This is a genomic window from Armatimonas sp., from assembly GCF_031410135.1.
Taxonomy (GTDB): domain Bacteria; phylum Armatimonadota; class Armatimonadia; order Armatimonadales; family Armatimonadaceae; genus Armatimonas.
On sequence record NZ_JANNYP010000088.1, the window covers coordinates 1 to 7,676 of the forward strand.

A 7,676-nucleotide genomic window follows, 5' to 3' on the forward strand; every position below is an offset into this window, starting at 1 on the left:
TGCGCCTCGCCCGAAAGCAACGGTGCAAGAAGCCGAGGATAGTCCTCGGGGTTGTATTCTAGGTCGGCATCTTGGACAATTAAATAATCACCCGTGGCAGCCCCGATTGCCGTCACAATCGCGGCACCCTTGCCTCTGTTCTGCGTATGGTAGAGCACCCGGACATTGTCCCAGACACCCTCTATCTCACTTTTAAGCAGCTCACGGGTACCATCGGTGCTGCCGTCGTCTACCAAGAGAATCTCCATTGGCACCGGGACGGCACGAATGCGCTCTAGGATCTGCAAGAGCGTGTTCTTCTCGTTGTAGACCGGGATCGCAACGGAGAGCAAGTACGAAGGAGCGCTCACAAGGCGTGAGCGCTCCGACGGAAGAGTGGGAGCCAGGGCATCGGTGACCATTGTACCTAGGATACCGCGCCCCGGCCCATTTTGTTCCCTGACGCTTGCTTAGTCCAGTTTGGGCTTCAGATCCTCGGGGTGCTCGCGGTACCACTTCACACGCCCTGGGAAACTGCGCTGGGTCAGAGCCATGGCTTTCTCGCGCATCTCAACGGCCTTTGTCTCATCGCCGATTGCGTACCAGGTGGTGCAGACCTGCTCCCAAAAGAAGTAGTCGTTCTCGTACTGCTTGGGGAAGCGGCGGCTCTGGTCCGCGTGTTGTGTGATCGCTTGCTGGAGAGACTTTTCCGCTTCCTCTCGCCATCCGAGCAGCCCGAGCACCTGGGCTTTCTTGATCAAAAAGTTATGATCGGGGCCGCTGCCAAGTGCCTCTTCGGTCTCGATTGCTTCCAGAGCCTGAGTAAGACTGGCCCGGTGGAGCATTAGCTCAGTGGAGCGGGCGCTCTCGAAGCGTTTGCGAAGCTCCTTGCCCTCAAAGTCACCCGTGAAGGGCAGTATGACGATAGAGGGCCAGTAGTCTGGGACAAAGTCGTTTTGTTTGGTGGGAGCAAGGGTGAGCGTTGACGGAAGCTTGGTTGGTGTGTCGGTAAAGCGTAGCGTGACCGTGCTGGGAACCGTGGGCTGTGGGGCGTTGGGAATAAACCAATCTCCCTGGAGTACCTGACCATCGCGGAGGATGGGCTGCGCTCCCAGGCTCTTGGGGCTCCATTCTTTGGTGAGCAGGTAGGTGTTGTAGACCTCTTGGCGTTTGTAGCCGCCCCCGACGAGCTGGATCTGCCAGTCGCGGGTTAGCTCGGCGGTTCCCCACTCGCCCGATGGCTTCCAGACATAGTCGTTAAATGTCTTGCCTGTGGTGTAGAGAACAAAGACGGCACCCTGTGGATTGACCCGCACATCGCGCACTTTTATCGTCCGCTCGCCAAGCTTCACTTCAGCAAGGGGCTGCTCCAGCTTCTCTTTCCAGAGTGTCTTCTCCTTCGCTAGGTCGAGGACACGTGCTCCAGGGAACTCCGTGGAGAAAAGCGTGGGGCTCTCGGGCTGGTTGTACTCCAGCTCGACCCGGTTAAATGGCTCCCAGCCACCCTCACGCTGCACAAAGCCCTCGTAGCGCTTGGGAAGCTGCGTGGCCGGGTCTACCACCAGAATCACACGCAGCACACCTTCCCAGTTCTTCATCGTCACCTGGAAGCGCTGGAAGGTCTTGCCATTTTCGGTGGTGTCGCTTAGGGTCTCCAGAGAGCCTGTCCAGCCGCTGAGCTTCAGATCACGCATCAGCGATGCCATCGTAAAGCCGCTTCGGGCCAGCTTGCTATTGAGGGGGCTCTCGGGCTGGACGATCACCTTATTGCTTTCGCGCAGCCACTGGTAGCGCTTGCCGTCGCGAACTACTACCGTGGAGCCAGGGTACTCGGTGCGTGAGACTTCTCCCCCTTTCCACCAGTGTTCGGTGTTGCGGCCCTGCTCCCAAGTCACTTCATGGACACTGCGAACACCATCGAGTGCCTTCTCAATTCGTGCAAACACGGCTGCGGCAGCGAACTTGGGCTGGAGTAGCGCTCCCACACCGATCACGGCTGCGGCGGCACCATAGCTAAGGACCAAGCGCCGTTTGCGCTGAGTTTGGGCTCGCTGGCCTGATTTATCGTCGTGCTGAACGGCAAGGCGCTTGACCCGCAGGCGCAGGTCATCCGAGACGCGCTGGGCCGGGTAGGACTCAGTTAGGGGATTTGTGTTGTTCTTCATCTTCGTGTTACTCCGCCTCTAAAAAAAGAAAATACGTTGCGCCTCGGGTGAGCAAGGTGGCCCGGGCACGCTGCAAGAGAGAGTTGATGGCTGCGGGGGACTTGCCCAGCACGGTGGAGATCTCGGCGATACTCAGGCCCTCTAGGTGCTGCAATAAGAGCGCCTCTTTTTGCTCGGGCTTGAGGCCGTCTACCAAGCTCCAGACCGCCTGCCGTCGCTCGGCGGCGATCAGCTGCGCTGCTGGGTCTGCGCCTGTGCCCTCATCTGTCCAGTCGCCGTCCTCAATATCCAGGGAGCTGACTGCGGGCTGGCGCTTTTGCTTGCGGGCTCGGTCAATCAGCTTGCGTCGGGCGATCCCGAGGAGCCAGGGAAAGGGGTCGGTGTTTTTCTGGAGAGTTCGCAGTGAGGTAAACGCCGCCGCAAAGGTCTCCGCCGTAATATCCTCTGCCTCCGCTCGAACCGGGAGCCGCCGGGAGATATAGGCAAAGATATCTTCTAGGTAGCGCTCGTGTAGCGCATCCGCCGTCCATACCAGGGGCGTGTCTGCCGCGGTTGGCGGCGCTTTGGTGGTCTGCTTGCGCCAGAGTGTCATCGTAATCATCGTAACCTGCCTGAGAGAATTTGGGGACGTCCTCACTCACAAATTACGCCGAATCCCTGCGAAACTATCGGGGCGGGTAAACTATTTTTCATGAAGCCGATTCGAATCGCGCTGGCGCAGACCGCCTGGGAGCCCGGCCAGATGGAGCGCAAGTTCTTGGCGCTCGCCCATGAGGCACAAAAACGCGGCGCAGCTCTGCTCTGCCTGCCGGAGTTTGCTCTCTCGCCCTACTTCGCGCTACGGCCACGAGGGATGGGCGAGGAGCCGACTCCAGAGGCGATTCCGGGGGGCATGTCGTGCCGCTTCTTCTCCGAGCTGGCACGTGAGAGCGCACTCTTTGTGCAGGGCTCGCTTTTAGAAGAGGGCTTCGATACCTCGGTGGTCTTTGCGCCCGATGGAGCGCTGATCGGAGCCTGCCGCAAGCAACACATTCCGGCTGACATTGGCTACTACGAACGGGATTACTTCGGTCCCGGCGACTCGGACTATCCCGTTTTTACACTTCCCGAGATTGCGCTTGCCGCTCCGACCTGCTACGACCAGTGGTTCCCCGAGCTGGCGCGGATTTTTGCTCTCAAAGGTGCGGAGCTAATCGCCTATCCCACGGCTATTGGCTCGGAGCCCTCGGAACCGGGCTTTGACTCACAGCCTGCCTGGACGACGATATTGCGCAGCCACGCAATTGCCAATGGGGTCTTTATTGCCGCTACCAATCGCATCGGCATTGAGGAGAGCATCACGTTCTATGGCTCCAGTGTGATTGTCGCCCCCGGTGGTGAGGTACTGGCCCAGGCAAGCCGCGACAATGAGGAGCTGGTGGTTGCGGATCTTGACCCGGCGGCGCTCACCCTCTGGCGGCGGCTTTTCCCGCTACTGGAGCGCCGGGAGCCGCAGACCTACGGGAGGCTCTTGCAACCATGAGTAGCCTCATGATGGCGCTCATCGCCGCGCTGTGCTTTACCGTGGGCGGCATCTTTATGAAGCTCTCCGACGGCCTGACGAAGCTCTGGCCCAGTGTCGCTATTTTCGTGCTCTTTGCGGTGGGGGCCATTTTGAACACCCTGCTCGTCAAGCGCGGCGGCGAGCTGGGGGCGGCCTATACGATTATCGTCGGATTGGAGGCCGTTCTGGCCTTTGTCTTTGGCGTGATTCTCTTTGGCGAAGATCGATCCTGGCCGCGCCTGCTAGGCGTGGCGCTGATCATGGGTGGCCTGCTCCTGCTACGTAAGTAAGCTTTTAGAGCGCAATCAGACCGCGACGGGCTCCGAGCGTGACGGCTTCCGTGCGGCTGGCGGCTCCTAGCTTGGCTAATATCTGGGCGACGTGGAACTTGGCAGTATGGAGCGTGACACCGAGCTTGAAGGCGATGAGCTTGTTAGGAAGGCCCTGTGCCATCAGGGCGATGACTTCGAGCTCGCGGTGGGTGAGGACATCGTCCACTGGGGCGGGTGTGGTACGGGTCTGCGTTTCGTGGACGACTAAACCTGCTGCCGCCGACTGGAGGGCAAGTGCCAGCGTCGCCGCCTCGGAGTCGCGGCCTAGATAGCCCCAGCCGGGGAGCGCGTCGCTGGCTTGGAGAAGCGGCAGCTCGCGGCTGGGAGCCTCGCCCAGCACGACGAGCGCGGGAGGCTCGGGCATACGGGAGAGAATCCCCAGAAGCTGCTCTAAACCATCGCCCTCGTAGAGAATCGCGTCGGGAGTCAGGCCGGGGAGCATCCGGGTGAGGGTCTCGGTGTTGCCCGGAAGCTCTCCCTGCACGCAGATCACCTCCGACTCGCGTAGCAAGGCCGCTAGCCCAGCGCGAACCGGAGCATAGGGTGCAACAATCAGCGTGCAGATTTTTTTCATATTCGCTCTTACGCTGGGGAGGCTGCTGCGGTTCCCGTTAAAGTCTGGCGCTGGCCCCCTCGCAGAAGCTCAAGCGTGAAAGCACGGCCTGCCGCGAGGCGCTCGCGAATCCCGGAGACATCGTCGAGTGGGGCACCATCGAGGCTAATCAGCGTGTCGCCCATCTGCACACCGGCGGCATCGGCAGCGCTTCCGGGCTCCACATGGATCACCAAGAGGCCGCTCTCCTGTGCCAGGGAGTGGGTCACACGCAGAGCATCGGGCAGGACGACGCACTGCATCTTGAGACCTAAATAGCCACGCGGCACCCGTCCGTGCTGGAGGAGAGAGCTCACCACTCTCGCCACTAAAGGCGTTCCCAGCACGACGCCCATTCCGCGCCCAAAGCCCCGGTTGAGCAGGCCAATCAGTGCCCCTTCTGCACTTAAGAGCGCCCCGCCCGAGCTACCGGGGTAGAGATCGGCATCGGTGCTCACAATATACTCGGGTGTTCCGGCAGTCTGCGTGGGCTGCACCGAGGCGACGAGGCCCAGTGTTGCGACCAGGCCGTAGTCGCCCGGACGAGAGATCGCCAGAGCAAGCTGACCCAAGCGCGGCTCGAAGTCCTCCGCAGGGCGCGTGATGGGAGTCAGCTCTACGTCACCGTCAATGCGTAGCGCGGCCAGATCGGTCTCCGGGTCGCGCCCGATCAGCCTTGCCGCCAGGCGCTCGCCGCTGTGCGTCACCACAAAAAGCTCGTCGTCGCGCTCGGTGCCGTGGCTCGTGGTGACGATCACCCCTGGCTCCCAGACAAGCCCACTTGCCGTGAGGCGCGTCCCGTCGTCCACCCGCACTACCGAAGCTCCTGCGACGTTTACCAATCCGGCCAGGGCATCGGAAAAAGAAGAAAGTTCGTTGCTCATGGACATAGGATACGGGCTTGGTTTTTGCCTTGCCCCGGTCAAGAGAGCAGGCGAGAGCACTAACCATCTGGCCCGTGTTTGCGGTATGCTGAGCCATGCAAAAGCGGAAAGCCCGATGGAGCTCCCTGGAGGGAGTCACTCTGGCGCTGAACCTAATTCTGGGGAGCTTTTTTGTCTTCACTCTGGTGCGCAGCCCGGGCGGCGAGCTTATCCTAACGGTACTGGTAGCCTCGGTGAGCTTTTGCTGCCTGGCGAGCGTGGGAGCGCTTCTTTTGCGCCTGCGAAAAGCGGCCTGCTGGGGAGTTGCGTGCGCCGCACTGGCCCTATTGGCGCTTACCATCGCTCTCGCATTTGTGGTGGTGATAGGGGGGAATCCCCTCGTTTTACCTTCGGGGGTGATGATCATCGTGGCACTGGCAGGCTTTGCGGGCTTGCTAGGCTGGCTGGCGAAAATGCTCAAAAGTGCCGAATAAGATTTTTGAAGGTAAATCGGATAAAATAACTCTAAGAGTATCGGAGCGGGGTACGCTTTCTTGGAAAAATAAGGAACGAGATATGAAGCTAAATCGACGTGGAATGTTTTCTTTGATGGGCGGCACAGGTCTTCTCTGGCTTGCGGGTTGCTCGGGTGGCGGTGGGGTCTCCACTACCACGGGGCCGGTGACACGGGCAACGCAAGAGCGTGTGGGTAGCGTGGTGCGCAAGCTCTTCTCGGGCGGAGCGATGTTTGGTGCCGTGGATGGCATGGGGCCTGCGCGTGGCGGCGGTGGTGTTGCGCTGGGTAATGCGGGGGCTGCACCTTCTCCCAATGCGGACATGAGCTACTCGGGGGGCAATGTTCCCCAGCTAGGAGCGTACCTCAAGAACATGGCAGTCGGGGTTTCGTCCTCGCGTGCCAAGCACATTAGCCGCTCGGAAGATCCCAGCACGGGCACCTCCACTCCTAGCTTGCTCCCCCCTTACTACTGGGAGCCAGAGCCGACGTTCTACTTTGACTACTACCTCGGGCTCTGGACACAGACCAGCTACGATAAAGTCAAGGGCGAGACCCGTAGCGATCTCTACGAAGACGAGGGTAAGACCAAGCCCGCCGGCGAGATCGTCAGCACCTGGCCCACGGACTGGGAGAAGTTCCCACAGGTCTGGAAATCCAGCTACAAGTTCACGGCAGGTTTCCTAAAAGGTGCGTACGGCTCGTCGGAGAATATCACCAACGCCGGGTGGTCGTCAGGCAGCTCGAAGTATGAGAATGTCTACATTGACGGCTGGAAAGACAAGGGCGCGAGCAACTGGGGAGGCAATGGTTCGTCGTGGCTCAACCGGAGCGAGTCCGTGGATGGCAAGGTCTGGAACGAGTCCGCAGGTTCCTGGCGCAACGATGGCACAAGCGGCACCCGCATGGGCACGTCGGATGGCTACGAGGCGATCTTCACCCACAACCAGGATGGCAGTGGACGTGGCACGGTCAAGGGGCCCGAGGCAGGTCTGCCCGCCACAATCACTTGGGACAACCAGGGCAATGTCACCATTCGCTACTCCGATGGCACGGTGGAGCAGTTCAACCGCTGGGGAATCTACCCGTATCCTGGTGGCGGCGGGGGCGGAATCTACTATGGCCAGCCTGTCCCGGTGATTCTGGAAGGCGACGGTAGCGTCCGTACGGATACGGCGGCTGAGCCGAAGCTCTAAGCCCTCACGGCGTACGGTTCTGCGCCGCTGGCTGCTCTCGGGAAGTTTTCTCGGGAGCGGCACAGCGGCGCTTGCCGCTTATGGCAAGTACGCAGCACACCATCCTGTCGTTGAGAGTGTCACTATCGTGCTCCCCGACCTTCCGCTGGCCTTCGACGGTCTCCGCACCGTCGTGCTGGGCGATCTGCATGTCTGTCCCAGCTTCCCCGCCGAGAACCTTGCGCCCGCCCTCGCACTAGCCAAAGCCGCCAAGCCTGATTTATTGCTACTTGTCGGTGACTATATCTGCGACCGCGAAGGTGACTACAACGCCGACATGGCCGCGTGTGTCAAAGCCCTAGAGCCACTGGCACGAAGCGCTCGCCTCGGAGCCTTTGCGGTCTTTGGTAACCACGACTTCCCCGCCCCGCCGCTCGATCCGCCCAGTGCACTCTGGGAGAGCGCCGGGATCACGCCGCTTCTGGACACCGTGGTGCCCCTAACCAGCGAGAA

The 7,676-nt window shown here is 60.7% G+C and carries 10 protein-coding genes; 5 read left to right on the forward strand and 5 right to left on the reverse strand.

All coding sequences use genetic code 11. From position 1 onward, the window contains the following. The 3 genes from RMO15_RS03245 to RMO15_RS03255 form a co-directional block, all read right to left on the reverse strand. Positions 1 to 401, reverse strand: a 401-nt coding sequence (locus RMO15_RS03245; RefSeq protein ID WP_309707748.1) for a glycosyltransferase family 2 protein, incomplete at its 3' end; no start/stop codon positions are given. Between the two features lie 48 nt (positions 402 to 449). Beyond that, a complete protein-coding gene (locus tag RMO15_RS03250) occupies positions 450 to 2,144 on the reverse strand; it encodes a hypothetical protein (protein ID WP_309707750.1) in 1,695 nt (564 codons plus the stop codon). 7 nt (positions 2,145 to 2,151) lie between these two features. Next, positions 2,152 to 2,745: an RNA polymerase sigma factor gene (locus RMO15_RS03255; protein WP_309707751.1), complete on the reverse strand. Its 594-nt coding sequence runs from the start codon at positions 2,743 to 2,745 to the stop codon at positions 2,152 to 2,154. A 90-nt stretch (positions 2,746 to 2,835) separates the two neighbouring features. Between RMO15_RS03255 and RMO15_RS03260 the strand changes: the two genes are divergently transcribed. After that, positions 2,836 to 3,666, forward strand: a complete 831-nt coding sequence (locus tag RMO15_RS03260) for a nitrilase-related carbon-nitrogen hydrolase (protein WP_309707753.1) — start codon at positions 2,836 to 2,838, stop codon at positions 3,664 to 3,666. Next, on the forward strand, positions 3,663 to 3,977 hold the full coding sequence (locus RMO15_RS03265; RefSeq protein WP_309707755.1) for an SMR family transporter: 315 nt from the start codon (positions 3,663 to 3,665) through the stop codon (positions 3,975 to 3,977). Before RMO15_RS03260 ends, RMO15_RS03265 begins: the two co-directional genes overlap by 4 nt. A 4-nt stretch (positions 3,978 to 3,981) precedes the next feature. Here the strand turns inward: RMO15_RS03265 and RMO15_RS03270 are convergent, their stop codons facing one another. Further along, the gene (locus RMO15_RS03270; protein ID WP_309707757.1) at positions 3,982 to 4,593 is read right to left on the reverse strand and encodes a response regulator transcription factor; all 612 of its coding nucleotides are present in this window, start codon (positions 4,591 to 4,593) and stop codon (positions 3,982 to 3,984) included. 8 nt (positions 4,594 to 4,601) lie between these two features. Next, positions 4,602 to 5,495, reverse strand: coding sequence for a trypsin-like peptidase domain-containing protein (locus RMO15_RS03275; protein WP_309707758.1), 894 nt, complete (start codon positions 5,493 to 5,495; stop codon positions 4,602 to 4,604). A gap of 95 nt (positions 5,496 to 5,590) precedes the next feature. On the opposite strand from RMO15_RS03275, the gene RMO15_RS03280 reads away from it, so the two are divergent. The 3 genes from RMO15_RS03280 to RMO15_RS03290 form a co-directional block, all read left to right on the forward strand. After that, positions 5,591 to 5,968 carry a hypothetical protein gene (locus RMO15_RS03280; RefSeq protein ID WP_309707760.1) on the forward strand — a complete coding sequence of 126 codons (378 nt, stop codon included), beginning with the start codon at positions 5,591 to 5,593 and terminating at the stop codon, positions 5,966 to 5,968. Positions 5,969 to 6,050: 82 nt separating this feature from the next. Continuing rightward, positions 6,051 to 7,184, forward strand: coding sequence for a hypothetical protein (locus tag RMO15_RS03285; protein WP_309707761.1), 1,134 nt, complete (start codon positions 6,051 to 6,053; stop codon positions 7,182 to 7,184). 127 nt (positions 7,185 to 7,311) lie between these two features. After that, positions 7,312 to 7,676, forward strand: a 365-nt coding sequence (locus tag RMO15_RS03290) for a metallophosphoesterase (protein WP_309707765.1), incomplete at its 3' end; no start/stop codon positions are given.

Coding starts and splice junctions, on each gene's coding strand:
- RMO15_RS03250 (WP_309707750.1), bottom strand. CDS start 2,144: ATGAAGAACAACACAAATCCCCTAACTGAGTCCTACCCGGCCCAGCGC.
- RMO15_RS03255 (WP_309707751.1), bottom strand. CDS start 2,745: ATGATTACGATGACACTCTGGCGCAAGCAGACCACCAAAGCGCCGCCA.
- RMO15_RS03260 (WP_309707753.1), top strand. CDS start 2,836: ATGAAGCCGATTCGAATCGCGCTGGCGCAGACCGCCTGGGAGCCCGGC.
- RMO15_RS03265 (WP_309707755.1), top strand. CDS start 3,663: ATGAGTAGCCTCATGATGGCGCTCATCGCCGCGCTGTGCTTTACCGTG.
- RMO15_RS03270 (WP_309707757.1), bottom strand. CDS start 4,593: ATGAAAAAAATCTGCACGCTGATTGTTGCACCCTATGCTCCGGTTCGC.
- RMO15_RS03275 (WP_309707758.1), bottom strand. CDS start 5,495: ATGAGCAACGAACTTTCTTCTTTTTCCGATGCCCTGGCCGGATTGGTA.
- RMO15_RS03280 (WP_309707760.1), top strand. CDS start 5,591: ATGCAAAAGCGGAAAGCCCGATGGAGCTCCCTGGAGGGAGTCACTCTG.
- RMO15_RS03285 (WP_309707761.1), top strand. CDS start 6,051: ATGAAGCTAAATCGACGTGGAATGTTTTCTTTGATGGGCGGCACAGGT.